A 24,026-nucleotide genomic window follows, 5' to 3' on the forward strand; every position below is an offset into this window, starting at 1 on the left:
GACCAGCCGGAAGGCTCAGTAGGCTGTTCGGGTGGCTGACATCGTGATTCCCTCAGACATCAAGCCCGCCGACGGCCGTTTCGGCTGCGGGCCTTCGAAGGTGCGCCCCGAGCAGCTCGCGGCTCTCGCGGCCTCGGGCTCCAGCGTGCTCGGCACCTCGCACCGCCAGAAGCCGGTCAAGTCGCTCGTCGGACGCGTCCGCGCGGGACTGTCGGAGCTGTTCTCCCTTCCCGAGGGGTACGAGGTCGTCCTCGGCAACGGCGGCACCACCGCGTTCTGGGACATCGCCGCCTTCGGGCTGGTCCGGGAGAAGTCGCAGCACCTGCACTTCGGCGAGTTCTCCTCCAAGTTCGCCTCCGTCGTGGCGAAGGCCCCGTGGCTGGGCGACCCGACCGTGATCAAGTCCGAGGTCGGCAGCCACCCCGAGGCCCGGCTGGAGGAGGGCGTGGACGTCTACGCCCTCACCCACAACGAGACCTCGACCGGTGTCGCGATGCCGATCAGGCGCGTGGGCGAGGAGGGCTCGCTCGTCCTGGTCGACGCCACCTCCGGGGCCGGCGGCCTGCCCGTCGACATCAGCGAGACCGACGTCTACTACTTCGCCCCGCAGAAGAGCTTCGCCTCCGACGGCGGCCTGTGGATCGCCCTGATGTCCCCGGCCGCGCTCGCCCGGGTCGAGGAGATCGCCGGCAGCGGCCGCTACGTCCCCGAGTTCTTCAGCCTGCCGGTGGCCATCGACAACTCCAGCAAGGACCAGACCTACAACACCCCGTCGGTCTCCACGCTGTTCCTGCTCGCCGACCAGATCGAGTGGATGAACGGCAACGGCGGCCTGGCCTGGACCACCGCCCGGACCGCCGAGTCCGCGCGGCGCCTCTACACCTGGGCGGACAAGACCTCCTACACCACGCCGTTCGCCGGTCCGGAGTTCCGCTCCAACGTGGTCGGCACCATCGACTTCGCCGACGGCGTCGACGCCGCGGCGATCGCCAAGGTCCTGCGCGCCAACGGCATCGTGGACACCGAGCCCTACCGCAAGCTCGGCCGCAACCAGCTGCGCGTCGCGATGTTCCCGGCCATCGACCCGGACGACGTCGAGGCCCTGACGCACTGCATCGACCACGTGGTCGAGCGGCTCTAGCCCGTCGCCGTGCCCCCGGAGAGCCGTCCCCGGGGGGCATGGTCAGAACTCGTCGGCCCCGGTGACCTGGGCGACGGGGAAGACATGACGGGAGGCCGCGCAGACGGTCTCCAGCGTGTGGACCGGGGTGCCGTCGTCGCCGTAGCCGGCCCGCAGGATCTGCACCACCCACTCCCCGGGGTCGAGCTCCAGCGTCACCGCCTCGAAGCCGGTGGGCGGACGGGCCACGAGATGCTCCTCCGCATGGCCGAAGCGGTGGCCGAGCGCCTCGATCCCGGCCTGCAGGCTGGGCCGTACGAAGTCGGGGGCGGCGAGCGGCGTGTCACCGAAGACGTCCAGCCGGAAGTAGCTGGTGGCGATCCGCACCGGCACGTCGTCGGCGAGCAGCAGCTTGCGGCGGGCCAGCACCTCGGTGCCGGGCTCGACGCGCAGCGCGGCGGCGACATGGCCGGAGGCCGGCTCGGGACCGACGTAAAGCATGCGGCGGCCCGGACGGATGCCCTGCCGCTCCGCCTCGGTCATGAACAGCGACGCCGACGCGCGTACAGCGGGCTCGGTGGGCAGCGCCCGCCGGACCAGCACCCTGGGCGGTCTCCGGAGCGGCTCCACGAGGCCGCCCGCGGCGCCTGTGCTGCCCGCTGCCTCCTCCTGAGCCCCGCTCCCCGGGTCGGCTCCCGGCCACGGCCCGATCACGTCCTGACGCCCCCCTGCGGCCCGTGCCTCGGCGACGGCCTCACGGTGCAGGCGGGCGAGTTCGCCGGCCAGCTCCCGCTGTTCGGCCAGCGCGCGGTCGACGGCCCCGGCGCGCTCGACCGGGTCCGCGATCGCGGCGATGTCCTTCAGGGCCTTCTCGTCCACCGGTCCCTGCCCCCCTGTCAAACGGTCCTCCCGGCCGACTTTAACGGCCCGTACCCGGCCCCGCGGCCCCGGGCGGCCGGACGTGGGCGGTACGGCGGGCGGCCGGGGACCTGCCCTGCTCACACCGGGGAAGATGACGGTGAGTAGTCGACAATCGTGATAACGGAGTGGCGGCGGGTAGTTCTGGGAGAGGATGCCGGGCAGGCGGTTCCGCCCTGCCGTAAGGCCCCGAGAAACCTTCGCGCTGGAGGTACTTCCATGACCACGCTCACCGATCGGACCATCGCGGCCCTGCGTACCGGCCACGACGACCTGACCGCCTTCGTGAGCGGCCTGGACGGCGACGGCCTCGCCCGGCCCTCGGGGTCGTCGGAGTGGACCGTCGCCCAGGTGCTCAGCCACCTCGGCAGCGGCGCCGAGATCGGCCTGGCGGCGCTGCGGTCCGCGCTGGCCGGGGACGACGCGCCCGGCCAGGAGTTCAACGAGGCGGTGTGGAACCGCTGGAACGCCAAGAGCCCCGCCGAGCAGGCCGCGGATTTCGCCGGGGCCGACGCCGAGCTGGTCGCCGCCTACGAGAGCCTGGACGCCGGCACCCGCGAGCGCCTGGAGATCAGACTGGGCTTCCTGCCGAACCCCGCCGACGTCGCACTGGTCGCCGGGATGCGCCTGAACGAGGCCGCCCTGCACGCCTGGGACGTGCGGATCGCCTTCGACCCCCGGGCCACCGTCGCCTCCGACGCGGTCGAGGCGCTGACCGACCTCTACCCCGGGCCGCTCGACTTCCTCGTCGGCTTCATCGGCCAGCCCGATGCCCTCGACCCCCGGCAGACCACGCTCCGCGTCGAGACGAGAGAGCCCGAGCGGACCCTCGGTCTCACTCTCGGGGAGACCGTCGGCTTCAGCCGGGTGACCGAGCCGGCCGACATCGTCCTGTCCGCCCCGGCCGAGGCGTGGCTGCGCCTGCTCACCGGCAGACTGGACCCCCGGTACACCCCCGGCTCGGTGACCGTCACCGGCGTCACCCTGGACGACCTGCGCCGGGTCTTCCCGGGCCTGTGACGGCCCGCGGTCCGGCTGACGTCCCGGTCGGCGCGTTGCGGTGGGACACGGATGCCTCCGGGAGCCCGGTGCAGGCGTCGCGATCCACACCGAACCCGTAGGCCCTTCCCTGTTTCAACATCATCGAGCTCGTGTCGCCCGCGCACGCGACCTCTGCGGTCATCACACCTAGCCCAGAGTGCCGAGGAGTACGGCTCCCGCCCCCACGACCACGGCCAGCGGGTAGGCCCACCACCTGGGCGCGGACCCGTCCCTCAGCACCCTGACGCCGAGCGGCACCAGTGCGACGCACAGGCCGGCCGCGGCGAGGACCGACATCGGGCCCGTGCCCTTGAGGACGCCGAGCGGCATGGCCGACATGAGCCCGAGCGCGACGCACCGCGCCGTGCCTGTCACACCGGCGCCGAATACGTCGGCTCGCCAAGCGCCGAGGGCCAGCACGATCCAGCCGGAGAAGACGGCGATGTCGAGCGGCTGGAAGACGTGAAAGGCACCGTACTGGTCACTCACCGCTCGCTGTGCGACCTCCAGCCCCTGCACGTCCACAAGCTGGAAGGCCAGGTGGTTCACACCCGCGTGGAAGACACGGGCGAACAGCCCCGCCGTGACCAGTCCCCCGCCCCACATGGCCCAGCCGGAGTGCAACGCCCCGATCCGCCTGGTCACGGCCGCGACCGCGGGCCAGAGCAGGACGACTCCGGCGACGAAGGCGCTGTAGGAGACGGTCATCAGGACGGGGCTCCCGGCGAAGGCCGCGAGCTGTTCGGGGAAGAAATCCCCGAACTCCACCCGCAGCAGCACCCCCGCGAGGATCAGTACCGGGCCCAGAACCAGTCCGGCCCCCTCCGCCAGGCGACCGGGAAAACGGAAGGCGGGCGATGTGCGCTCAGTCGTCGTCATGCCTTCGATCCAACCGGCGCGACACAGCCGGCACAGGGGCGCTGGAGCGAGAATGCGAGGTAGACCTGGCACTAATGCCGCGCCGGGAGGCCGGCGGCCCGGACCTCAGCCGCGCAGGTAGGCGAGGACGGCGAGGACCCGGCGGTGCCCGTCGGCGGCGGGCGGCAGGTCGAGTTTGGCGAAGATGTTCGCGATGTGCTTGGCGACCGCCGCGTCGGTGACGACGATCTCACGGGCGATCGAGGCGTTGGACCGGCCCTCCGCGATGAGTGCCAGCACCTCACGCTCCCTGGGCGTGAGCCGCTCCAGCGGGTCACGGCGCCGGCTCAGCAGCTGGCGCACCACCTCGGGGTCGATGACCATGTCGCCCCCGGCGACCCGCGTCAACGCGTCGGCGAACTCGGTCACGGCCCCGACCCGGTCCTTCAGCAGATAGCCGATGCCCGCGCCGCGTCCGGAGTCCAGCAGTTCGGTGGCGTAGGTCTGCTCGACATACTGGCTCAGCACCAGCACGGCGAGGCCGGGATGTGCCCGGCGCAGCGCGAGCGCGGCACGCAGCCCCTCGTCGCTGAAGCCGGGCGGCATCCGCACGTCGGTCACCACGATGTCGGGCGCGTGCTCCTCCACCGCGGCGACGAGGGCGGCGGCGTCGCCCACCGAGGCCGCGACCGTGTGCCCGAACCGTTCGACCAGGCCGACGAGCCCCTCCCGCAGGAGCACGGCGTCCTCGGCGATCACTACGCGCACGGGATCTCCACTCGCATCGACGTCGGCCCGCCTGCCGGACTGGACAGCGACATTCTGCCGTCCACCACCGCGAGCCGGTCGGCCAGCCCGGTCAGTCCCGTGCCCTTCGACGGATCCGCGCCGCCTTCACCGTCGTCACGGATCTCCAGGAGCAGTGTCCGGCCGGTGAGCCGGCCACGCACAACAGCCCGGCTCGCCCGGCTGTGCTTGGCGACGTTCGCCAACGCCTCGGAGACGACGTAGAAGGCGGCCACCTCCACGGCCGTGGGCAACCGGTCGTCCAGGGAGACGTCCACCTCCACGGCGACCGGAGACCGCCCCGCCACGTCACGGACGGCGGCGGCGAGGCCGCGGTCGGTGAGCACCTGCGCGTGCACGCCGCGGACCAGCTCCCGCAGCTCGGTCAGCGCCCGCATGGCCTCTTCGTGAGCCTGCGCCAGCCGCTCTCCGGCAGGTGAATCGGGCGGCAGGTCGAGCCTGACCAGCCCCAGCTTCATGGAGAGCGCGACGAGCCGCTGCTGGGCACCGTCGTGCAGATCCCGCTCGATCCTGCGCCGTTCCATCTCGAATGCGTCCACGAGCCTGGCCCGCGACCGCACCACCTCGTCCAACTCCGTGTTGCGGGAGGCGAGCAGGCTCCTGACCATCACCCCGCGCGCACCCGCCCAGGCGGTGAAGGTGTAGACGGCCACCGGGAGCAGGAGCACACCCCCGACGGAGACGGCCAGCGTCTGGAACGGCGCCTCCACCGCCATCGGCTGCACGACGGGCGACAGGATCAGCAGGACGGGACCGCCGACGGTGAGGCCGACCATCATCAGGTCGATCCACCACAGCGCCAGGAGCGACGTGACGGCCAGGCCGATCCCCCGCCACCGCCCGTCAGGCGTCTCGGAGACCGGGACGGCGTCCACCAGCCGTAACCGCCACCGCTCGAACCCGGCCACCGGCGAGAGCACCGCGATGAGGGCGGCCAGCCCGGCGATCACCCGGGCCGGCACCGGTTCCAGGAGGGAGACGGCCATCGCGACCAGTCCGAGGAAGGCGCCGGGCAGGGCGCTCCCCGCCAGATACGCCAGCGACCTCCATGGCCACGAGGAGCGCAGGAAGGCCGAGGGGCGCAGGGAGAGTGCCTCCAGGGCCGTCCGCGTGTTCACCCTGAGACGGTCAGCGTCCGGCGGCTCAGGGGGCGGAGACGGCGGCCTGACGCCTGCGGCGCAGCACCCAGGCCGCCACGATCCCGCCGATCAGCCCGAACAGGTGCCCCTGCCAGGAGATGCCGGCCTCACCCGGCAGCACACCCCAGATGATCGAGTAGTACGCCACCGCGACACCGATGCCGATCACGATGTCCAGGGCCCGGTGGTCGAACAGGCCGCGGGCGACGACGAAGCCGAAGTAGCCGAACACCAGCCCGCTCGCGCCGACCGTGACGGTGGTCGGTGAGCTGGTGAACCAGACCCCCAGACCGCTGACCACGATGATGATCAGGCTGGCGGCCAGGAAGCGGCCGATCCCGCGCAGCGCGGCGAGGAAGCCGAGGATCAGCAGCGGCAGCGAGTTGGCCATCAGGTGGCCGAAGCCCGCGTGCAGGAACGGGGCGAGGAAGATGCCGGTCAGGCCTTCGGGGTTCCACGACCGGATGCCGTAGGAGTCGAAGTCGGCGGGCATCACGTAGTCGGCGACCTCGATGACCCACATACCGGCGACCAGGACGATGATGAGCATCGCGGCCCCCGCGGCACCGGCCACCAGGTTGCCGGCCCTGCGTTTGAAAAGCGCGCCGGCGGACCGCTTCGTCGGAGTGGTCCGGGTCGCGTAGTCGTTCATGCACTCTCCTGGCCATCGGAGCGGTCGCGTGGACGGCAAGTGCCCCCGCCGCACTCGTCCACACCTTTACCGTACGCACTCTTGGCCATGAATGCCGGACATGTCCGTACGGAATCACGTCCGGCACCCAACCTGTCACCACCGGGACCACCGAGGCGATCCCGGCCAGGGAACGGCTACTCGCCTCTCCACTGCGGGGCGCGCTTCTCGGCGAAGGCCGCCGCCCCCTCCATGGCGTCCTTGGAGCCGAACACCGGGTTGATGATCTCGCCCTGTCTGGCGAACATCTCGTCCCTGTCCCAGTCGGCGGACTCGACGATCACGCGCTTGGTCGCGGCGAGCGCCAGCGGGGCGTTCGCCGCGATCCGCTTCGCGAGTTCGAGCGCCTTGGCCAGTGCCTCGCCGGTGGGCGTGACGTGGTTGACCAGACCCACCTCGTGCAACCGGGAGGCCGGGAAGTGGTCGCCGGTCAGGGCGATCTCCATCGCGATGTGGTACGGGATGCGCCGCGGCAGCCGCATGATGCCGCCCGCCCCCGCGACCAGGCCCCGCTTGGGCTCGGGCAGCCCGAACGTGGCCGACTCGGCGGCGATGACGATGTCGCAGGCCAGCGCCAGCTCGCAGCCGCCGGCCAGGGCGTAGCCCTCGACCGCGGCGATGATCGGCTTCTTCGGCGGCGCCTCGACGACGCCGCCGAACCCTCTTCCCTTGACGACGGGCATGTCGCCGGTCAGGAAGCCCTTCAGGTCCATGCCGGCGCAGAAGGTGCCGCCGGCTCCGGTGAGGACGTAGGCGGAGACGTCCTTGCGCTCCTCCAACTCGTCCAGCGCGGCGGCGATGCCCCGGGCGACCGCGCCGTTGACGGCGTTCTTCGCCCGGGGGCGGTTGATGGTGATGACGGCGACACCGTCGTCGACCTCGACCAGGACCTCGGCGGTCTCGGAAGTCGGCAGGTGATCGCCAGACGTGTCAGACACCGATGACTCCTACTTGGGCTGGAAGCGGATGCCGCCGTCGAAACGGACGGTCTCGGCGTTCATGTAGTCGTTCTCGATCAGCGAGCGCACCAGGTGGGCGAACTCCGCGGCCTGTCCCATGCGCTTGGGGAAGACCACCGGCGCCACCAGCTTGGCCTTGAACTCCTCGGCGTTGGGCGAGAAGCCGTAGATGGGCGTGTCGATGATGCCCGGGCAGACGGTGTTGACGCGGATGCCGACGGCCGCCAGGTCGCGGGCGGCCGGGACGGTCATGCCGACGATGCCGCCCTTGGACGCCGAGTACGCGACCTGGCCGATCTGGCCCTCCAGCGCCGCCACGGAGGCGGTGTTGATGACCACGCCGCGCTGGCCGTCCGCGTCGACCGGTTCGGTCTTGGCGACCGCCGCGGCGCCGATGCGCATGAGGTTGAAGGTGCCGATCAGGTTGACCTCGATGACCTTGCGGTAGGACGCCAGGTCGTGCGGCGAGCCGTCGCGGTTCACCGTACGGGTGGCCCAGCCGATGCCCGCGCTGTTGACCACGACACGCAACGGCTTGCCGGTCGCCACGGCCGCGTCCACGGCCGCCTGCACCTGCTCCTCGTCGGAGACGTCGGTCTTGACGAAGACGCCGCCGAGCTCGTCGGCGAGGGACTTGCCGCGCTCCTCGTTGAGGTCGGCGATGACCACGGTGACGCCGTGTGCGGCGAGGTCGCGGGCCGTGGCCTCGCCGAGACCGCTGGCACCGCCCGAGATGATTGCTGCTGCTCCGTTCAGGTCCATGAGCGGACTTTAACGCGAATACCGAATGAAGTTCTACTCAGGGGGGCCAAATCTGACCCACGACTGGGGCGTCAGATCTCCCCCACCGCGCTGCCGACGTCGGGGTAGACCTTTATCCGCCGGTCCAGCCCGGTCGTGCGCAGGATCCGGGCCACCGGCCCCTGGGGCGCGGCCAGGCAGACCCCGCCGCCCTCCGCCGTCGCCAGCCGCCACGCCTCGATCAGCACGGACAGGCCGCTGGAGTCCATGAACGACAGGGCGGTCAGGTCGAGGACCAGCTTGGCACCGTCGAGCTTGATCGCGTCGCGGACCTCATCCCGGAGGAACGGGGCGGTGAACAGATCGAGTTCACCTTCGACGGCGACCACCACGGCGTCACCAACGGCGCGGCGAGCCAGCCGTAGCTTCATGCATCCTCCTCGCGCCTATGAGGCAGACCCACTTTACTTCTCCATCACCCGATGTGAGGTCATGCGACCTACGATCATTCATCAGGATCACGAGACGCTGGCAGGATTGCCGCATATCGCCGCCTGGATCGCCCGGGGCCGCCGTGCCTGCCGCGCCGGGCCGGGCGCACCGGGCCGGGCGCACCGGGCCGGGCAGCCGGTCACGGCAGGGCGAAGCCGTACGGAAGTTCGAGCCGGTGGGCGGCGAGCAGGTCGGCGTCGGCGAGGATGTCCCGGGTCGGCCCGTCGGCGGCGATCACGCCTCCGGACAGAACGAGCGCGCGGTCGCACAGCTCCAGGGCGTAGGGCAGGTCGTGGGTGACCATCAGCACGGTCACGTCGAGACTCCGCAGGATCTCGGCGAGCTCGCGGCGGGAGGCGGGGTCCAGGTTCGACGAGGGCTCGTCCAGCACCAGGATCTCCGGCTCCATGGCGAGCACGGTCGCCACCGCGACCCGGCGGCGCTGGCCGAAGGACAGGTGGTGCGGGGGCCGGTCGATCGCCTCCAGCATGCCCACCCGGTCCAGCGCGTCCTTGACCCGGCGCTGCAGCTCCTCGCCCCCGATCCCGAGGTTGGCCGGGCCGAAGGCCACGTCCTCGCGGACGGTCGGCATGAAAAGCTGGTCGTCGGGGTCCTGGAAGACGAGCCCGACCCGCCGGCGGATCTCCCGGAGTGAGACTTTCGTCACCGGCAGCCCGGCCACCGCCACTGTGCCGTGCCCGGCGGTCAGGATGCCGTTGAGGTGCATCACCAGCGTCGTCTTGCCCGCGCCGTTCGGCCCGAGCAGCGCCACCCGTTCCCCGCGCCCGATCGCGAAGTCCACGCCGAACAGCGCCTGCGTGCCGTCCGGATAGGCGTACGCCAGGCGGCGCACCTCCAGAGACGGTGTCGTCATGCCAACCCCCAGGTTCCGAGCAGCACCACGAGCGCCACGCCCGGCAACATACCGGCGGTGAGCCACTGCCGCGACGAGGCGGACAGGTCCTGGATGACCGGCATCGAGCCGGTGTAGCCGCGGCTGAGCATCGCCAGGTGCACCCGTTCGCCCCGCTCATAGGAGCGGATGAACAGCGCGCCCGCGGATTTGGCGATCACCGGGATGTGCCGGACGTCCCTGGCCGTGAACCCCCGTGACTCCCTGGCCACCTTCATCCGGCGCATCTCATCCATGATCACGTCCATGTAGCGGAGCATGAACATCGCGATCTGCACCAGCATCGGCGGCAGCCGGAGCCGCTGCGCGCCCAGCAGCATCAGGCGGGGCTCGGTGGTCGCCGCCAGCAGGACGCTCGCGAGCACCCCCAGGGTGGCCTTGGCCAGGATGTTCCAGGCGGCCCACAGGCCCGCGACGCTGAACGACACTCCCAGGAACGGCACGCGCGCACCGGACCCGATGAACGGCAGCGCCACGGCGAAGATCACGAACGGGATCTCGACGGCCATCCGGCGCAGCAGGAAGGGCGGCGGGACGCGCGCGGAGAACGCCACGGCCGCCAGCAGCAGGGCGTAGAGCCCGAACGCCCAGAACCACTCCCGGGGGGTGGTCACGACCACCAGGGCGAAGCAGGCCACCGCCACCAGCTTGCACTGGGGCGGCAGCCGGTGGACGGGCGTGTCGCCCGGCCGGTAGAGCTGGTGGTGGTGACCCGCACCCACTAGACCGTGACCTCTTCCCCGCTCCTGGTACGGCGGCGCACCCCGAGGAACAGCCCGCCGCCGACCCCGAGGGTGACCCCGACCCCGATGAGGCCGGCCACGCCGACCGGGATGCCGCCCGCGTCACCGTAGTCGGCGAGCGGCTGCCCGCCCAGCGAGTGGTCGGTGGCCTGGCTGCTGAAGCCCTTGTCCTCGGCGACCCGCTCCAGTCCGTCGGGCGAGGAGGAGGCGTAGAAGCTCACGATCCCCGCCAGCAGGGCCGCCACCACGATGCCGGCCGGCAGGAACCAGCCGAGGCGCCGCGGGGCGGGCCGGCCGGGGGCCTGCTGGGTCACCACGGTGTCGCCCTCGGCGCCGCGCAGGACCAGCGGGGCGGCCAGCCCCCGCGCGCCGTACACCAGGTCGGGGCGGATCGCGAGCACGGTGCTGACGGTGACCGCGGTGATCAGGCCCTCGCCGATGCCGATGAGCACGTGCACGCCGCCCATCGCGGCGGCGACCGTACCGACGTCGATGGGTGCGGTGCCGCCGATCCAGAACAGCAGGGTGAAGGCCAGCGCCGCGGCGGGCACCGAGACCAGAGCCGCGGCGAACGAGGCCGCGACGACGGCGCCCCTGCTCCTCGCGACCCGGGTGATCAGGCGGAAGACGGTCCAGCCGACCACGATGGCGACGATGCCCATGAGCGTGATGTTGACGCCCAGGGCGGTCAGGCCGCCGTCGGCGAAGAAGAAACCCTGCACGAGCAGGACCACGGCCACGCACAACACGGCCGTGTACGGACCGACGAGTATCGCGGCGAGCGTGCCGCCGAGGAGGTGCCCGCTAGTGCCCGCGGCGACCGGGAAGTTGAGCATCTGGACGGCGAAGATGAACGCCGCGACCAGACCGGCCATCGGGGCGGTCCGGTCGTCGAGCTCACGGCGGGCGCCACGCAGGCAGACCGCGACGCCGGCCGCCGCGACGGCCCCGGCTGAGACCGAGACTGCGGCGTTGAAAAAACCATCGGGTACGTGCACGACAAGCCTCCGAAGTGCGGAATCGCCCCCTACTTTAGGCCATAGGCTTGTACTTGCAATAAGGTGGCATTAACGGAGGATGCGCCTGACGAACGTCCTGGGCGTGGCGGTGCGGACCACCGTGCTGAGCCTCCCCTTCCCGGCCGTGGCGTACGGCCGCACACTCCGCCTGACCAGGCCCCGCCACCACGTGCGCTGCGGCACGATCGTCACCGCCTCCGCCTCGATCCGGAACCGTGCGGGCGGGCCTCCGAGATCCAGCTCCAGATAGGCGTCCCAGGTGCCCGGTCCCAGCCGGCCCACCATCTGCTGGACCGCGAACGCGCCTCCCGCCCCGACCGCGACCGGCTCGTGCCGCTCCAGCCCCGACCAGCGTTCCCGCCAGACCAGATGGCGTACGGCGTGCGCCCCCGGCGTGCCGGTGCCCACCACGACCTCCCCGTCGATCATCAGCCGGTTGCCGGCCGCCCAGCGCGTCCGGGTCAGCCGCACGCTGGCGGGCACGTTCACCACGTGTCCCCCGACGTCGAGACTGAGGTTGCCGTGCGGCCGGGTGAAGTAGGGAAGGGCGACGGCACCGCCGACCATGCGGGGCACCGGCTGGGCGATCCGGCCGTCCCGGTCGGCGCCGAACCGCGCGAGCCGGGTGATCCCCTCGCACTCGACGGTCACCTGGACGTCCCAGACGCCCGAGGGCAGCCCCGCGACGTCGATGCGGCCGGTGAAACCGTCACAGTCGCCGCTCACCGGGACCACGACGTCGGGGGGCGGCGCGCTGCCGCCGTGCCGGGGCCTCAGCACCAGGGCCAGGGCCCCGCCTACGAGCTTCGGGCGGCCCTCCTGCTCCAGCGCGCTCAGCTCGACCCGGCCGGAGACGACCAGCCGGTTCTCCCCGTCCCAGCGGAGCTCGGTGAGCTCCCGGCGCACCACGGCCGACTCGATGTGCGCCAGCCGTACCAGGCGGTCGATGTCCTGGAGCGCGGCGATCCGGTTCCGGTCGATGACGGTGAGCCGGGCGCGGACGCCGTCGGTGAGCCAGCGGTCGCACATGTCGGCCACCTCGGCGACGATCTCCTTGCGCTGGAGCTCCCCCGCCGCGAGGAAGGGACCGCCGAGGGCGCCGAAGGCGTCCAGCCGGAAGTGCCGCCGGAGGAGGTGGTCGCGGAGGGCGCCGGGCCGCACGTGGGCGACGACCAGCTCGATCGGCCGCCTGATCATCCGCAGCCAGGAGACCGGGTCGCGGCTCCCCTCCCGCTGCATGATGCTGCTGCCGTCAGGCCGGGAGACCAGGTGGTAGCAGTCGTAGTCGGCGACCACCGAGATCACGCCGGCGTGGCAGTAGGCGTGGGCGGTGAAGACCACGTCCTCGCCCACCAGCAGCGTCTCGTCGAAGCGGATGGTGTGGAGCTCCAGCATCTCCCGGCGGAACAGCTTGAAGCAGCTCAGACTGTTGTAGACCGCGCTCGCCCCGAGGGACGCCCGCTCGGCGCTCTGCCGGAACATCGAGACCGGCGCCCTGCGGTCATGCCCGACGATCTTCCCGAGGACGATGTCGGAGTCGTTGCGGTCGGCCATCGCGAGCATCCGCTCCAGCGCCTCGGGACCGAGGTAGTCGTCCGCGTCGCAGAAGAAGACGTATCTGCCGCGTGCATAAGAGATCCCGACGTTGCGGGGACGGCCCGCGCCGCCGGAGTGCTCCTGCCGGATGACCCGGATGACACCGCGGTGGTGGGCGGCGTAGAGGTCGAGGAGCTCGGTGCTGCCGTCGGTGGACCCGTCGTCCACCACGACGATCTCCCTGCTGACCCGCTGGATCAGCAGGGAGGTGAGACACCTGTCGAGATAGGGGCGGCAGTTGTGGACGGCCACGATCACGCTGACGTCTATCTCGGATGACCCGGACGTCACGTGACGGTCCGCGCCCTCCCCCACGGCATCGCCGCCGTGCCCCGTGCGAACTCGCGGAAGGATCGTCCCCGTCACCGCCGTGCCCCTCGTCGGTCACCGTTGGTTTACCTGGCGTTCCAGTATGTGACGGAGAACCGCCTGTGCGCGGCGGATCCGGAGTCTTGGTTGCCCCACCTCGGCACCGAGCTTGCCGCGCTTGGGGAAAAGCAACCGGTACGTACGTTTTGCCGCATCGGCCTGCCCAGGATGCGGGAGCACACCGCCGCGGCCACCGGGAAAATGAGAGCCATGCCGTACGAGCTGAACGCCCCCGGTGCCGGGCTCACCGAACTCCCGCTCCCCACCGGCGACCCTGCCCGGCTACGCCGTGTCGACCTGGCCTGGAACGAGCTGACCGAACTGCCGCCGTGGGTCGGGCGGCTGCCCCGGCTGGAGGACCTCCGACTGGACGGCAACCGGCTCCGCGACCTCCCCGACCTGAGCGGCCTCACCGCGCTGCGCGCCCTGCACCTCGACGGCAACGCGCTGACCCGCTTCCCGCGAAGCGTCCTGGACCTGCCCGAGCTGCGGACGCTCTTCCTGTACGGCAACGCGATCGGCGAGCTGCCCGAGGACATCGGGCGGCTGCGGGGGCTGCGGGAGCTGGCCGTCGGCGGCAACGCCCTGACCACCGTGCCCGACTCCCTGTGGCGGCTGACCGGGCTCGTCTCCCTCAACCTCGCGGAGAACGAGATCACCGAAGTGCCGGCGGCCATGGGCGAGCTGACCGGGCTGCGCATGCTGGACCTCGGGCACAACAGGCTGACCAGCGTGCCCGAGGCGATCGGCGACCTGCACGGCCTCACCGACTACCTCTACCTGAGCGACAACCTCTTCACCTCGGTCCCCGCCTCCCTGGGCAGGCTCACCCGGCTGACCTACCTGAACCTGACCGACAACCGCCTCACCGAACTCCCCGACGCGCTCGGCGGCCTCGTCGCCCTGCGCGAGCTCCGGCTCTACGGCAACCGGCTCCGCGAGATCCCCGAGACCATCGGCCGGCTCGGCGAGCTGCGCGAGCTCCACCTGATGAACAACGCCCTCATCGGCCTGCCCGCCTCGATCGGCGGGCTGTCACGGCTGCGGCAGCTCGACCTCAGGAACAACGCGATCGTCTCCCTGCCCGGCTCCATCGCCGGGCTGAGCAGCCTCACCCATCTTGACCTGCGCAACAACCGTCTCCGGGAGGTGCCCGACATCCTGGGCGACCTGCCCACTCTGGAGAAGCTCGACCTCCGCTGGAACAAGCTCGACGGCGATCCGGAGGTCCTGCACCGGCTGAGCCTGCGCGGGTGCGTCGTGCTGCGCTGAGCCTGCGCGGATGCGTCGTGCTGCGCTGAGCCTTTCCCTCACCGGTGACTCCCGACGGGCCGCTTTCCCGTGGCGGAGCGGGATTCCGGCGCGCGATCGAAGACGCAGGTCCAGGCGTCGGCGCGGAGTTCGTCGACGGCCTCCTGGTAGGCGGCGGTGCCGCGTGGGTGGTGCCTCCTCCTACCGCCGTTCGTCCCGGTCTGCGGCCGGCACATGAGAAAGGCGACATCCGCGGCGTTGAGGGGTCCGGCCAAGGTACGCCGCAAACCTGCCATGAGCTGAGCCTGGACTGAGTTTTTCCCAGGTGAGAGACGGCTGGCCGCGCCGCCCGCGCCCTCATCACGTGGTGGCGGTCATGGCGCCGGGCGTACGCCGTTGACCTAGACCGCAGTCGAGGATCTAGCTTTCCGTCCATGACGACACCTCAACGCAGAATCGGCTCCGGCCTCGGCGCCCGGAGCACCACGGACGACGTACTGCACGGGATCGACCTATCCGGAAGCATCGCTGTCGTCACCGGCGGTTACTCGGGACTCGGTCTGGAGACGACCCGCGCGCTGGCCCGTGCCGGGGCGCGCGTCATCGTCCCCGCCCGGCGACGGGCGGCCGCTCAGGAGGCGGTCAAGGGGATCGAGGGTGTAGAGATCGACGACCTTGATCTGGCCGACCTCGACAGTGTCCGCGGATTCGCCGAGCGCTTCCTGGCATCGGGCCGGGACATCGACATCGTGATCAACAGCGCCGGCATCATGGCCTGCCCCGAGACGCGGGTGGGCCCGGGATGGGAGGCGCAGTTCGCCATCAACCACCTTGGCCACTACGCGCTGATCAACCAGCTCTGGCCGGCGATCGCACGCGGCGGGGCACGGGTGGTCGCCGTGTCCTCCGGCGCCCACGCGATCACGGGTATCCGCTGGGACGACGTGCAGTTCGAGCATGGATACGACAGGTGGCAGGCCTACGGGCAGGCGAAGACGGCGAACGTGTTGTTCGCCGCGCGGCTCGACGCGCTCGGCCGCGACGTCGGGGTGCGGGCGTTCTCGGTGCATCCCGGCAGCATCCTCACCCCGCTGCAGCGCCACCTCCCGAAGGCGGAGATGGTCGCCGCGGGGTGGATCGACGAGTACGACAACCTGACCGATCCCACCTTCAAGACGCCCGAGCAGGGTGCGGCGACGCAGGTATGGGCAGCGACTTCCCCGCGGTTGACGGATATGGGCGGCGTGTACTGCGAGGACTGCGACATCGCGGAGCCGGCCGACGACTCGGGCGGTGGGGTGCGCGGCCATGCGACCGACCCCGACCAGGCCACGCGCCTGTGGGCGCTGTCGGCCGACCTCACCGGCGTCGATGCGTTCGCGACCACGACCTAGATGACCTTGGTCTGGGGTCTGTTTCAAAATCCGGGATGCGATCTGGCTGGTTTACCCGGATAAGACCCGTGCTCCCGAAGCTCGGGGCTGAGGCGGATGTCGTTCAGTGGCGCGGCCGGGGGTCGGTACGGCGGGGCCGCCGGCGGCGGCGCAGCGGGGGCGGGTCGTAGCGCGGGTGTGCGACCAGGATGCGCCACACGGTGGCGCCGTCGATCAGCCGCGTCTCTCCTGCGGCTCGCCGGTGATCCAGTTCCAGCTGTCGATCGTGGTGCGCATCAGGCGGGCCGCGGTCGACAGGTGGCTGTCGGCGCTCCAGAACAGGGTGACCGTACGGCGGCATTCGGGGTGGTCGACGGTGACCCAGGTGAGGGGGGCCTGCGTGGCGCCGCGCCGGGCGATGCCGGGGACGAGACCGACGCCGAGCCCCGCGCTGATCAGCTCGGCGATGGCGCCGAGTTCGTCGACCTCGCAGACGATCTTCGGGGTGAGGTCGTTGGCGGTGAAGAGCCGCTCCAGGACCCGGCGCTGCCAGTGGCCCTTGCGGGCGGAGACGAAGGGCTGGTCGGCGAGCTCGCCGACGCTCACGGAGGTACGGCCCGCCAGCGGATGATCGAGAGGCACAGCCAGCCCCACCGCCTCATCGAGCAGCTGAACCGACTCCAGCCCCTCGGCGCGGATCGGCTGTGAGGCGACACACAGGTCCACGTCCTGGGCTCGCAGGCCGCGGCCCATGTCCTCGGCCGGCATCCACACCAGTTCGACCTCGATGGAGGGATGGGCTCGCTTGTAGGCCGCCAGCGGCCCGGTGAGAGTGAGGAACGTCTCCGACGCCAGCCGCACGGTGCCCGCACCCGCGCTGGTGGCCTCGGCGACGGCCCGCTGTCCTGCGTCGAGCTCGCCGAGGGAGCGCTCGACGTAACCGCGGAAGAGCCTGCCCGTCTCGTTCAGCCGGAGCCGGCCGCTGCGATCGAAGAGTGGCGTGCCCAGCTCACTCTCCAGCCGGGCGATGGTACGGCTCAGCGACGGCTGGGCGACGCGAAGCTCCTCGGCCGCCCGGCTCAGGTGCTCCAGCCTGGCCACCACCAGGAACTGCCTGAGCGTGTTCAGCTCCAACATGCCTCCCCATACATAACATCATAGCAATATTGATCTTAGCTAAGATAACGCACAAGCCATAATGTCGACGTCGTTCGCAGTGAGGACAGATGGAGGAGGCGCCGACATGCGCATCGCGCATCGGACGACACCCACGGAGTGGACGCTGCGAGGGGTTGTCAGCGCGCATGCGGTGGCGATCGCCGGCCAGCCGGTTTTCGCCGGGGTCTACCTGACCGGTGACTTCGACGGCCTGCGCTGGCACGCGGTCGGCGCCGACGTCGTCACGTCCATCGGCTACCTGCAGCTGATCGTGGCGATCGTCGTGTGGGTCCGGCTGCGCCAGGTGTGGCCGTTCCTGGCCACAGCGGCCGTGACGGCGGCCGAGACGGTCCAGTACTTCGCCGGGTTGGACGGCGCGCTGTGGCTGCACATCCCGTTGGGAGTGCTGACGATCGCCGCGCTGGTCGTGCTGTTCATCGCCGTCTGGCGCCGACCCCTTCCGAGGCGGGAGGGCCGCGATGCGTGAGCGTGATGCGCGAGGCATGACCAGGCGGCGACTGCTGGGCATCGGCGGGGCACTCGGGGCGATGGCGGCCACTGCGCTGACGGCTTCGGCCGCGCTTGCCCGCAGGCCGTCGATCACCGGTGCCGAGTTGCGCAGTGCCGTACCGTTGCCACCGCCCTTCCAGGTGCCGCTGCCGATCCCGTCGGTGCTGGCGCCGGTCAGCACCGCGGGCGGGGTCGACCGTTACGCGATCACCCAGCGCGAGGTGACCGCGGAGATCCTGCCCGGGGTCAGGACGCCGCTGTGGACCTACGCGGGCACCTTCCCCGGGCCGACGATCGAGTCGCGCCGCGGCCGGCCGGTCACCGTGACGCACCGCAACGAGCTGCCCGTGCCGACCGTCGTGCACCTGCACGGCGGGCGGACCCCCGCGAAGTCGGACGGCTATCCCACCGATCTCGTCCTGCCGCAGGGCTGGCAGGAGGCCTCCCTGCCCATGGGCCACGACATGCACGATATGGAAGGCATGCGCGATCCGCAGGCGGTGGTGACCACGCTGACGCGCGACTACACCTTCCCGCTGGACCAGCGGCCGACGCTGCTGTGGTACCACGACCACCGGATGGACTACACCGCGCCCGCGATCTGGCGCGGCCTGGCCGGACTGCACCTCATCCGCGACGACGCCGAGGAAGCCCTCGGCCTGCCCTCAGGGCAGCGGGAACTCCCGCTTATGATCGCCGACCGTGCGTTCGCCGCGGACGGCAGCCTCGCCTACCCCTCCCTCGACCCCACCCTGCGCCGGCGGCCGGGCGTGACCTTGCCGTACCTCGCCGGCGTTCTCGGTGATGTGATCCTGGTCAACGGCGCTCCCTGGCCCGTGCACGAGGTCGACGGGGCCCGCTACCGGCTGCGCGTCCTGAACGCCTCCAACGCCCGGCACTACGAGCTCGAAGCGGTCACCGACGACGGACGCCGGCTCGACCTCGTCCAGATCGGCGCCGACCAGGGACTGCTCGCCGCGCCGGTCACCCACCGGGTCCTGCCGATCGCGCCCGCCGAACGCTACGACGTGATCGTCGACTTCTCCGGCGTCCCCGTCGGCAGCCGCGTCAGACTTCTCAACCGGCTCGGCTCCGGCCGTACTCGTGACGTGATGGCCTTCCGTGTCGCGCGCAAGGTCACCGACGACAGCCGCATCCCGCGTGTCCTGTCGGCCGATCTGCCTGCCTGGCGCCGGTCGGACGCCGTCAGGGTGCGCGACTTCTCCTTCCGCGCCGGGCGCATGCACGGCGGTCACGGATGGCTGATCGGCGGGCTGCCGTTCGACCCCGCCCGCACCGACGTCACCGCCCGGCTCGGCGATGTCGAGGTGTGGCGGATGGTCGCCGACGTCCACCATCCCATTCACCTGCACCTGGTCGGCTTCCGGGTGCTCTCGCGCAGCGGCCGCCCGCCGCTGCCCCACGACGCCGGTCTCAAGGACACCATCTCCCTGCGGCCGGGCGAATCGGTGGAGATCATCACCCGGTTCGACGGCTACCGCGGCCGCTACCTCTTCCACTGCCACAATGCCGAACACGAGGACATGGGCATGATGGCCAATCTAGAGATCATCTAGGAGCGTCCGCTCTGCCCGCCCGTTCCGGCATCGGCATCGTCATCGTCATCGTCATCGTCATCGTCATCGTCATCGTCATCGTCATCGTCGGAGCCAGCCTCGCCGGTGCGAAAGCCGCACAGGCAATGCGTCTCGACCACGGCTACAGTGGACTCGTCGTGATCACGAGCAGGGGAGGTTGCGATGCCCGAGGACAGGGAGACTGTTCCCGCCCGGCGCACGGGCCTCGCGTCCGCGGCCGGAACGGCCGGGCTGCTGGCGGTGGCGACCCTCGCCAACTACCTGGCCTGGCTGGGCTGGGACCGGCAGAAGGACGTGCTCCCCGACGGCAGCACCACCGGCCCCTACCAGCCCTGGCAGGTGGCCGGCGTGGCACTGGGCTTGGGAGTCCTGGCCGCCGTCGCGGGGTGGCGGAGGCATCCGGTGATCGGCGCCGCCGCCGTCTCGCTCACGATGACGGTGTGCTGGTCGGTCGCCGCCGCCACCTCGGACGACAGCGGCCTGTGGGCGGTGGGCGCGCTGCTGGTGCTGGCCGGGACGTCTCTGGGCACCGGAGCGGTCGCCGCCCTCACGGCGAGGTTCCGCAGAGGCGGCCATTAGCGCTGTGACCGGATAGGTTCACCGAGTCGGCGGTGGCGGTTACCGGTGGCGGTGGCGGTGGCGGTGGCGGTGGCGGTGGCGGTGGCGGCGATAAGGTGCCGCATGGTTGATGATCAATTTTCGGTTTCCGTGACATCTCCGTGGCTGGTGGGCCCGGCCCCGACGGCACTGTTGACACGAGCGCGACTTGAAGAGCGGATTCTCAATCTCTTGTCATCACAGAACATGTGTGTGCTGGCGACGGCCGGCCCGGATGGCCCGCTGGCCACGCCGGTCCGCTACTACCACCGTGACTTGACGTTGTTCTTCACCTCCCAGGCCGGGACGCCGAAGCTGCGCAACATCCAGCAGGAGCCGCGTGTCTCGATCGGCGTGTTCGCGCCGCTGGTCGGTCAGGCCAGCTCGCGGGGCGCCCAACTGTTCGGGATGGCCGAGGTGCTGCTCCCCGGTTCCACGGACTTCGATGAGGGAATGGCCGCCTACCGCTGGCAGTCGGATGCGGCTGAGCGAGGACGGTCGGTGCTGGAGGTGCCGCGCAACCCCCTGGTGCGGGTGGTCGCCGACCGTGTCGTCTATACCGAGCACTGGCTTCGCCGGGACGGCTTCGCCCCGCGCCAGCACTGGTCACGAACCCGAGTCGACGGCGATGAGATGGAGCAGCCACGCGGCTGAAGAGAAGAGACGGCTCGTCCGCCCCTTCGCCGAACACCTCCTGGACGAGCCGCTGCCTGGACGAGCCGCTGCGTCGTCTTCTGGAACGCCTCCCCCTGTCCGCGGCGGTCCGCGGGGTGAGCGTGTCCTGATCGGTAGGGGTGACGGATACGACATCGGCAAAACCATCAAATGCGACCGCCCTCGCAGCACTACAGCAATCGGCTTCTCAGTAAGATCGCCACGGTCGCCGCCCCACAGTGATCGGATTTCGAGTGACCCAGCACGACTGGAGTTCCTGGCCTCCCTACCCCATCCCGCCCAGCGGTTGGCCCGGCCTTGACGACCGAAGCAAGGACGACATTGACGCGGACCGCGCCAAGTTGAAATCCGTGGCCGGGCTTGTCGCCCGCGTGGCCACCCACATCGCCGAGGTCGGCATCCAGGACCCCTTGCCTGATGGGGACGTGGTAGGGCCCACCTGGCAGAAGGGGCGGCAGGTCTACTACATCATCAGGTTCTTCCACAACAGCATCCGCCGGCTGCGTGGAGACATCGCCCACGAGCTCATCGCGGCGGCCCTGCTTGTGTACAGAGTGGGTGAGAACTACGACCTGGCCGAGGACCCCACCCTCCTGAAGGCACCCAGGGAGATCAGAGACCCGGCGAACGCCTACTGGGAGCCCACGAGCATCAGCTGGGGCTATCCGGAGAGCGAAGACAGCTGGGACGCTCCGAAGAGCGAAGAAATACCGTCGGTGTTTCTCGAGTACGACCCCATCAACGAGATGTCCGTTCAGGACATCGAAACAGAGCTATCCGCGCTCTCGAACTCCGGTGTCGGAGACCTCGGCGCGCCGCTCATAAGAGCGGCCGACGAGTTCGCAGGGGCGGTCGACGGGCTGTTCACACAGGCAACGGAGCTCTACGCCGCGCCTTGGCGGGGATCGGCGGCGAGCGTGGCTCAGCAGAAACTCGCCCAGATCACCGTAAACCTGACCGCGCTCGCCAGTCTTTCGGGCCTGGTGGGTCAGTCCGCCGGGCATTTCCACAGCATAGTGACCAATCGGAAGAACAGCCTCGCGAGTGCGGCCGACGAGGGCCGAGGCTGGTGGCATGAGACCTTCGACCTCGGGGGCACCCCTACCAGCCGCGCCCGCAACCACCTCCGCGACGCGGAGGAGGAACTCGACAAGATCGCCCGCATGCTACCGCGGTCAGTCCGCGAAGACCTTCCCGGGCTGATCCAGGAGGCGGCGCGGCGGCCGACGTTCCACCCGTCACCGGTATCCCTGAAGATTGCCAAGGAGACGATCGAGGATTTGCGGGACAAGATCGCCGCCGCCACCTCGCCGGAGGCGAGCGAGGCGAGAAACGCCCAGATGTGGGAAGAGAGCGGAACCATATCCAAAAATGAGGCGTACCTCCAAGGGCTGAAAGAGCAGCTTGAGAAGGTGCAGCGGGAGTACGCCGAGGCGCAGAAGTAGACCTGCCAACCGTAGTTCCGGTATCCGAAGTCATGCTGAGCGCAGGCGACGTGAAAAGCCCTGTCCGCCGGCGGGGGCACCGGGTGGTTGCAGCCGTCATTGCTCCAGTCAAAGGGCGAGATGTGCGGGTGGGCGGCGAGGCCGTACACCCGCCGTGTGTCCGGGTGACATCACGAGGCGGCACCGCACGCCGTACCGTGGCACATGATCGGCGCCGCCGCCGTCACGCTCACGATGACGGTGTGCTGGTCGATCGCCGCCGCCACCTCGGACGACAGCGACCTGTGGGCGCGGTGCTGGCCGGGACGCCGTTCGTCGACGGGGAGCCGCGACTCCTCGCCCTGCGGGATCGGGCGCCGACCGGACTCGCCGGGGTCAGGACGGCCGCGCGCCCTCCGGTCCGGAGGAGTCAACGAGCCGGTCCATCTCGATGATCGCGAGCTCCCAGGGACGGTCGTCGGCGGCGCCGCCCGCGGGGCCGACGGGGCCAGGCTCGAACTCCGGGGGGCAGGGAAGCACACACACGCCTTCGGCACGTAGCTGTTCGACGCTGCGGCGGAACGGGATCCGGGCGGCGAGGGCGCTGTTCACGAACGGCAGCATCACCACGGGGATCCCCAGGCCGGGGGCCTCGGCCAGCAGGCCCAGGGCATAGGTGTCGGCGATGCCCAGCGCGAACTTGTTGACCGTGTTGTAGGTCGCGGGGGCCACGATGATCGCGTCGGCCCGGGGCGGTTTCGGCTCGTCCGGCCGGCGGTACCGGCTGCGGACGGGGCGGCCGGTCTGCTTCTCCAGTTCGTCGAGGTCGACGAAACCCAGCGCGGACGGAGTGGCGACGACCTGGACGGTCCAGCCTCCGTCCTGGGCCATCGCGACGAGACGGCCGACCCCGGCGGCGGCCCCGGCCGCGCACACGATCACGTAGAGGACCTTGCCGGTACGGCTCACGCGACGACTCCAGACGTTTCGGGGAGCGCCGCCGTCACGCCGGTGGATCCGCGACGCCGTACGGCGATCCTGGTGAACGCCCCCACGCTACGGGGCCACCCGACCTGTCGTCCTATGCGGCCGGCGTATCCGGACGTACGCCGAAGGGACTGTCGATGACATACCGCCAGCGTCCGTCCTGCCCGCGCCGGGCGACGTCGGTGGCGGTGCCCTCGATGTGCACAGGCCCGCCGTCGCGGTCCGTGCCGTCGATGACCCAGTCGACGATCAGCAGGGCGACGTCGCCCGTGGTGTAGACGTGCCGGGGCCGGACGGTGATCGGCAGCCCGAGACCCATGAACCGGCCGTTGGCGGCGTGCAGGTCCTGCCCGGTCAGCGCCGTGCCCGGCTCGGGGACGAACACCGCCCCGCTTTCGTACATCTCCGCCACCGCCTCCGTGTCACCGCTGTTGAACCGTTCGGCGAATGTCGCGGGCACGTCCTCGGGACGTTCGGCAAGTTGCCTCGTCATGGGTGCATATCCTTCCAACGAGCAGAGATCAGTCAGACGCGGCAACGCTAGGAGGCGCCCTCGTGACTCACCAAACGGTTGGTCACCCGGCCCGGCCGGGCCTGCCCGACCACCCTCACGCCAACGTCACCGAACCCACCCCGTCCTGTCCGGTGGAGATCACCCTCGCGGTCCTGCGCGGCCGCTGGACGACCCTGGTGATCCGTGAGCTCCTGCAGGGTGACCGCACCTTCACCGAGCTCCGCCAGGCCCTGCCCGCGCTGTCGGACAAGGTCCTGTCCGACCGGCTGGCGCACCTCACCCAGGCCGGCGTGCTCGACCGCCGCCGCCAACCTGGCTGGCCGCCCCGGGTGCACTACACGCTCACCTCACACGGGCAGCGCCTCGGCCCCGTCCTCCAGTCGCTCTGGGACTGGGGCGCCCAGCACTGACCCCCGTCGGCCGGAGCCCGACGGCCCCGCACCCTGCCGTCAGCGACGAGGTCGCTCTGCACGTGCCGCCGCCGTGCGGACACCGCAGAGAGTCCGTCCGCCGGATGGACCCGGCAGGCACCT

27 protein-coding genes and 1 pseudogene are annotated in these 24,026 nt (G+C 70.7%); 10 read left to right on the plus strand and 18 right to left on the minus strand.

The window, feature by feature from the left end:
* The first annotated feature begins 31 nt into the window (after positions 1–31).
* Complete coding sequence (gene serC / locus OHA77_RS16090; protein WP_326819828.1) at positions 32–1,141, plus strand: phosphoserine transaminase; 1,110 nt, start codon at positions 32–34, stop codon at positions 1,139–1,141.
* A 42-nt stretch (positions 1,142–1,183) separates the two neighbouring features.
* Here serC and OHA77_RS16095 read toward each other — a convergent pair whose 3' ends face one another.
* Entirely contained in the window at positions 1,184–2,020 is an 837-nt protein-coding gene (locus tag OHA77_RS16095; protein WP_406318872.1) for a GntR family transcriptional regulator, read from the minus strand.
* Between the two features lie 237 nt (positions 2,021–2,257).
* On the opposite strand from OHA77_RS16095, the gene OHA77_RS16100 reads away from it, so the two are divergent.
* Positions 2,258–3,058 (plus strand): maleylpyruvate isomerase N-terminal domain-containing protein, encoded by an 801-nt coding sequence (locus tag OHA77_RS16100; RefSeq protein ID WP_406318873.1) that lies wholly within the window; start codon positions 2,258–2,260, stop codon positions 3,056–3,058.
* A gap of 168 nt (positions 3,059–3,226) precedes the next feature.
* Here OHA77_RS16100 and OHA77_RS16105 read toward each other — a convergent pair whose 3' ends face one another.
* The 11 genes from OHA77_RS16105 to OHA77_RS16155 all read right to left on the minus strand — a co-directional run bounded on the left by OHA77_RS16105 (position 3,227) and on the right by OHA77_RS16155 (position 13,328).
* On the minus strand, positions 3,227–3,958 hold the full coding sequence (locus OHA77_RS16105; RefSeq protein WP_406318874.1) for a hypothetical protein: 732 nt from the start codon (positions 3,956–3,958) through the stop codon (positions 3,227–3,229).
* Between the two features lie 105 nt (positions 3,959–4,063).
* On the minus strand, positions 4,064–4,705 hold the full coding sequence (locus OHA77_RS16110; RefSeq protein WP_326819824.1) for a response regulator transcription factor: 642 nt from the start codon (positions 4,703–4,705) through the stop codon (positions 4,064–4,066).
* On the minus strand, positions 4,696–5,862 hold the full coding sequence (locus OHA77_RS16115; protein ID WP_406318875.1) for a histidine kinase: 1,167 nt from the start codon (positions 5,860–5,862) through the stop codon (positions 4,696–4,698). Before OHA77_RS16115 ends, OHA77_RS16110 begins: the two co-directional genes overlap by 10 nt.
* 25 nt (positions 5,863–5,887) lie before the next feature.
* Positions 5,888–6,535, minus strand: coding sequence for a rhomboid family intramembrane serine protease (locus OHA77_RS16120; protein ID WP_406318876.1), 648 nt, complete (start codon positions 6,533–6,535; stop codon positions 5,888–5,890).
* A 176-nt stretch (positions 6,536–6,711) separates the two neighbouring features.
* Entirely contained in the window at positions 6,712–7,512 is an 801-nt protein-coding gene (locus OHA77_RS16125) for a crotonase/enoyl-CoA hydratase family protein (RefSeq protein ID WP_326819821.1), read from the minus strand.
* 9 nt (positions 7,513–7,521) lie between these two features.
* Positions 7,522–8,295 (minus strand): SDR family NAD(P)-dependent oxidoreductase, encoded by a 774-nt coding sequence (locus tag OHA77_RS16130; protein ID WP_326819820.1) that lies wholly within the window; start codon positions 8,293–8,295, stop codon positions 7,522–7,524.
* Between the two features lie 71 nt (positions 8,296–8,366).
* Complete coding sequence (locus tag OHA77_RS16135; RefSeq protein ID WP_326819819.1) at positions 8,367–8,705, minus strand: STAS domain-containing protein; 339 nt, start codon at positions 8,703–8,705, stop codon at positions 8,367–8,369.
* A gap of 200 nt (positions 8,706–8,905) precedes the next feature.
* A complete protein-coding gene (locus tag OHA77_RS16140; protein WP_406318877.1) occupies positions 8,906–9,640 on the minus strand; it encodes an energy-coupling factor ABC transporter ATP-binding protein in 735 nt (244 codons plus the stop codon).
* Positions 9,637–10,401: a cobalt ECF transporter T component CbiQ gene (cbiQ, locus tag OHA77_RS16145; RefSeq protein ID WP_406318878.1), complete on the minus strand. Its 765-nt coding sequence runs from the start codon at positions 10,399–10,401 to the stop codon at positions 9,637–9,639. Before cbiQ ends, OHA77_RS16140 begins: the two co-directional genes overlap by 4 nt.
* A complete protein-coding gene (locus tag OHA77_RS16150; RefSeq protein ID WP_406318879.1) occupies positions 10,401–11,420 on the minus strand; it encodes an energy-coupling factor ABC transporter permease in 1,020 nt (339 codons plus the stop codon). The genes cbiQ and OHA77_RS16150 overlap by 1 nt, the downstream gene beginning before the upstream one ends.
* Positions 11,421–11,489: 69 nt before the next feature.
* The gene (locus OHA77_RS16155) at positions 11,490–13,328 is read right to left on the minus strand and encodes a glycosyltransferase family 2 protein (RefSeq protein ID WP_406318880.1); all 1,839 of its coding nucleotides are present in this window, start codon (positions 13,326–13,328) and stop codon (positions 11,490–11,492) included.
* Positions 13,329–13,616: 288 nt separating this feature from the next.
* Here OHA77_RS16155 and OHA77_RS16160 point away from each other — a divergent pair, with 288 nt between their 5' ends.
* Together OHA77_RS16160 and OHA77_RS16165 are read left to right on the plus strand one after the other, a co-directional pair.
* Positions 13,617–14,678: a leucine-rich repeat domain-containing protein gene (locus OHA77_RS16160; RefSeq protein WP_406318881.1), complete on the plus strand. Its 1,062-nt coding sequence runs from the start codon at positions 13,617–13,619 to the stop codon at positions 14,676–14,678.
* A gap of 413 nt (positions 14,679–15,091) precedes the next feature.
* Entirely contained in the window at positions 15,092–16,051 is a 960-nt protein-coding gene (locus OHA77_RS16165; RefSeq protein WP_406318882.1) for an SDR family NAD(P)-dependent oxidoreductase, read from the plus strand.
* 213 nt (positions 16,052–16,264) lie between these two features.
* Here the strand turns inward: OHA77_RS16165 and OHA77_RS16170 are convergent, their stop codons facing one another.
* Positions 16,265–17,167 (minus strand): LysR substrate-binding domain-containing protein, encoded by a 903-nt coding sequence (locus tag OHA77_RS16170; RefSeq protein ID WP_406318883.1) that lies wholly within the window; start codon positions 17,165–17,167, stop codon positions 16,265–16,267.
* Between the two features lie 106 nt (positions 17,168–17,273).
* On the opposite strand from OHA77_RS16170, the gene OHA77_RS16175 reads away from it, so the two are divergent.
* Entirely contained in the window at positions 17,274–17,675 is a 402-nt protein-coding gene (locus OHA77_RS16175) for a hypothetical protein (RefSeq protein ID WP_406318884.1), read from the plus strand.
* Positions 17,668–19,275: a multicopper oxidase family protein gene (locus OHA77_RS16180; protein ID WP_406318885.1), complete on the plus strand. Its 1,608-nt coding sequence runs from the start codon at positions 17,668–17,670 to the stop codon at positions 19,273–19,275. The genes OHA77_RS16175 and OHA77_RS16180 overlap by 8 nt, the downstream gene beginning before the upstream one ends.
* Here OHA77_RS16180 and OHA77_RS16185 read toward each other — a convergent pair.
* Entirely contained in the window at positions 19,272–19,415 is a 144-nt protein-coding gene (locus OHA77_RS16185) for a hypothetical protein (protein WP_406318886.1), read from the minus strand. The genes OHA77_RS16180 and OHA77_RS16185 overlap by 4 nt on opposite strands.
* A 43-nt stretch (positions 19,416–19,458) precedes the next feature.
* Here OHA77_RS16185 and OHA77_RS16190 point away from each other — a divergent pair, with 43 nt between their 5' ends.
* From OHA77_RS16190 to OHA77_RS16200, 3 genes are all read left to right on the plus strand, one after another.
* Positions 19,459–19,875, plus strand: a complete 417-nt coding sequence (locus OHA77_RS16190) for a hypothetical protein (protein ID WP_406318887.1) — start codon at positions 19,459–19,461, stop codon at positions 19,873–19,875.
* A 210-nt stretch (positions 19,876–20,085) separates the two neighbouring features.
* Positions 20,086–20,547 (plus strand): pyridoxamine 5'-phosphate oxidase family protein, encoded by a 462-nt coding sequence (locus tag OHA77_RS16195; RefSeq protein ID WP_406318888.1) that lies wholly within the window; start codon positions 20,086–20,088, stop codon positions 20,545–20,547.
* Between the two features lie 254 nt (positions 20,548–20,801).
* Positions 20,802–22,013 (plus strand): hypothetical protein, encoded by a 1,212-nt coding sequence (locus tag OHA77_RS16200; protein WP_406318889.1) that lies wholly within the window; start codon positions 20,802–20,804, stop codon positions 22,011–22,013.
* A gap of 44 nt (positions 22,014–22,057) precedes the next feature.
* On the opposite strand, the pseudogene OHA77_RS16205 reads toward OHA77_RS16200, so the two are convergent.
* The 4 genes and pseudogenes from OHA77_RS16205 to OHA77_RS16220 all read right to left on the minus strand — a co-directional run.
* A pseudogene (locus OHA77_RS16205) lies at positions 22,058–22,162 on the minus strand (hypothetical protein); the annotation flags it as partial.
* 21 nt (positions 22,163–22,183) lie between these two features.
* The gene (locus OHA77_RS16210; RefSeq protein ID WP_406318890.1) at positions 22,184–22,426 is read right to left on the minus strand and encodes a hypothetical protein; all 243 of its coding nucleotides are present in this window, start codon (positions 22,424–22,426) and stop codon (positions 22,184–22,186) included.
* Positions 22,389–22,961 (minus strand): flavoprotein, encoded by a 573-nt coding sequence (locus OHA77_RS16215; RefSeq protein ID WP_406318891.1) that lies wholly within the window; start codon positions 22,959–22,961, stop codon positions 22,389–22,391. The genes OHA77_RS16210 and OHA77_RS16215 overlap by 38 nt, the downstream gene beginning before the upstream one ends.
* A 112-nt stretch (positions 22,962–23,073) precedes the next feature.
* Positions 23,074–23,472 carry a YybH family protein gene (locus tag OHA77_RS16220; protein WP_406318892.1) on the minus strand — a complete coding sequence of 133 codons (399 nt, stop codon included), beginning with the start codon at positions 23,470–23,472 and terminating at the stop codon, positions 23,074–23,076.
* Positions 23,473–23,534: 62 nt separating this feature from the next.
* Here OHA77_RS16220 and OHA77_RS16225 point away from each other — a divergent pair, with 62 nt between their 5' ends.
* On the plus strand, positions 23,535–23,903 hold the full coding sequence (locus OHA77_RS16225; protein ID WP_406318893.1) for a winged helix-turn-helix transcriptional regulator: 369 nt from the start codon (positions 23,535–23,537) through the stop codon (positions 23,901–23,903).
* The last annotated feature ends 123 nt before the right edge of the window (positions 23,904–24,026 follow it).

The organism is Streptosporangium sp. NBC_01639 (assembly GCF_045209755.1).
Classification (GTDB): domain Bacteria; phylum Actinomycetota; class Actinomycetes; order Streptosporangiales; family Streptosporangiaceae; genus Streptosporangium.

Coding starts and splice junctions, on each gene's coding strand:
- OHA77_RS16100 (WP_406318873.1), top strand. CDS start 2,258: ATGACCACGCTCACCGATCGGACCATCGCGGCCCTGCGTACCGGCCAC.
- OHA77_RS16140 (WP_406318877.1), bottom strand. CDS start 9,640: ATGACGACACCGTCTCTGGAGGTGCGCCGCCTGGCGTACGCCTATCCG.
- OHA77_RS16130 (WP_326819820.1), bottom strand. CDS start 8,295: ATGGACCTGAACGGAGCAGCAGCAATCATCTCGGGCGGTGCCAGCGGT.
- OHA77_RS16120 (WP_406318876.1), bottom strand. CDS start 6,535: ATGAACGACTACGCGACCCGGACCACTCCGACGAAGCGGTCCGCCGGC.
- OHA77_RS16190 (WP_406318887.1), top strand. CDS start 19,459: ATGCCCGAGGACAGGGAGACTGTTCCCGCCCGGCGCACGGGCCTCGCG.
- OHA77_RS16105 (WP_406318874.1), bottom strand. CDS start 3,958: ATGACGACGACTGAGCGCACATCGCCCGCCTTCCGTTTTCCCGGTCGC.
- OHA77_RS16160 (WP_406318881.1), top strand. CDS start 13,617: ATGCCGTACGAGCTGAACGCCCCCGGTGCCGGGCTCACCGAACTCCCG.
- OHA77_RS16220 (WP_406318892.1), bottom strand. CDS start 23,472: ATGACGAGGCAACTTGCCGAACGTCCCGAGGACGTGCCCGCGACATTC.
- OHA77_RS16175 (WP_406318884.1), top strand. CDS start 17,274: ATGCGCATCGCGCATCGGACGACACCCACGGAGTGGACGCTGCGAGGG.
- OHA77_RS16180 (WP_406318885.1), top strand. CDS start 17,668: ATGCGTGAGCGTGATGCGCGAGGCATGACCAGGCGGCGACTGCTGGGC.
- OHA77_RS16170 (WP_406318883.1), bottom strand. CDS start 17,167: ATGTTGGAGCTGAACACGCTCAGGCAGTTCCTGGTGGTGGCCAGGCTG.
- OHA77_RS16165 (WP_406318882.1), top strand. CDS start 15,092: ATGACGACACCTCAACGCAGAATCGGCTCCGGCCTCGGCGCCCGGAGC.
- OHA77_RS16135 (WP_326819819.1), bottom strand. CDS start 8,705: ATGAAGCTACGGCTGGCTCGCCGCGCCGTTGGTGACGCCGTGGTGGTC.